Consider the following 628-nt stretch of genomic DNA (forward strand, 5'->3'; position numbering starts at 1 on the left):
CGCAGCGCCGTACGCGTTGCAATAGATCGTCCATAGTTCACCCCTTCCAGGATGGCCTCAGGTGGGAATGCCTTCGCGTTTGATCTGCGGGACCGGAATGCTCAGGGCGCGCAATTGCTGGAAGACGTTCATGAATTCGCGGTTGCGCTTGATCTTGCCGTCGTCCAGCTCGAAGGAATGCAGGAAGTGGTTCTCGTAGTAACCCTCGGGATACCCGGGGAAGAGGATCTTGCCGTGGCCGTCGCACTCGACCCAGAAGTGGTTGGGATCGTCGGTCTCGAAGACCTTGATGTTGTACCACTCCCAATCCGGGAAGCATTTCAGCGACCACACCGCGTGCTCGGCCAGCTTGTCCTTGCCACGAATGACGATGGGCGAGCCGGTATCGGTGGTCCATAAACCGCCACAGCCGTCCTCGACGAAAAGTTCATGGCGGCGCAGGCGATCCTGGCCTTTGGTGTTCATATACTTGACCACCGTCTCGCGATTCTTCCTGCGCAACTCCACGGCGTCTTCGAAACCTTGGGGAATAGCATTATCGAGCATCGTCATATCTCCTCTTGAATTGGAATAATCATTAATCAGGTGGGAATGCCGTCACGTTTTATTTGCGGAACGGCTATTCCCA

1 protein-coding gene is annotated in these 628 nt (G+C 55.7%); it reads right to left on the reverse strand.

Translation table 11 applies throughout. The features are described 5' to 3' along the window. Positions 1-57: 57 nt before the first annotated feature. Positions 58-546, reverse strand: a complete 489-nt coding sequence (gene phzB / locus HMPREF2581_RS12380) for a phenazine biosynthesis protein PhzB (protein WP_003115119.1) — start codon at positions 544-546, stop codon at positions 58-60. Positions 547-628 lie beyond the last annotated feature (82 nt).

Source organism: Pseudomonas sp. HMSC057H01, assembly GCF_001836405.1.
GTDB lineage: Bacteria > Pseudomonadota > Gammaproteobacteria > Pseudomonadales > Pseudomonadaceae > Pseudomonas > Pseudomonas aeruginosa.

Coding starts and splice junctions, on each gene's coding strand:
- phzB (WP_003115119.1), bottom strand. CDS start 546: ATGCTCGATAATGCTATTCCCCAAGGTTTCGAAGACGCCGTGGAGTTG.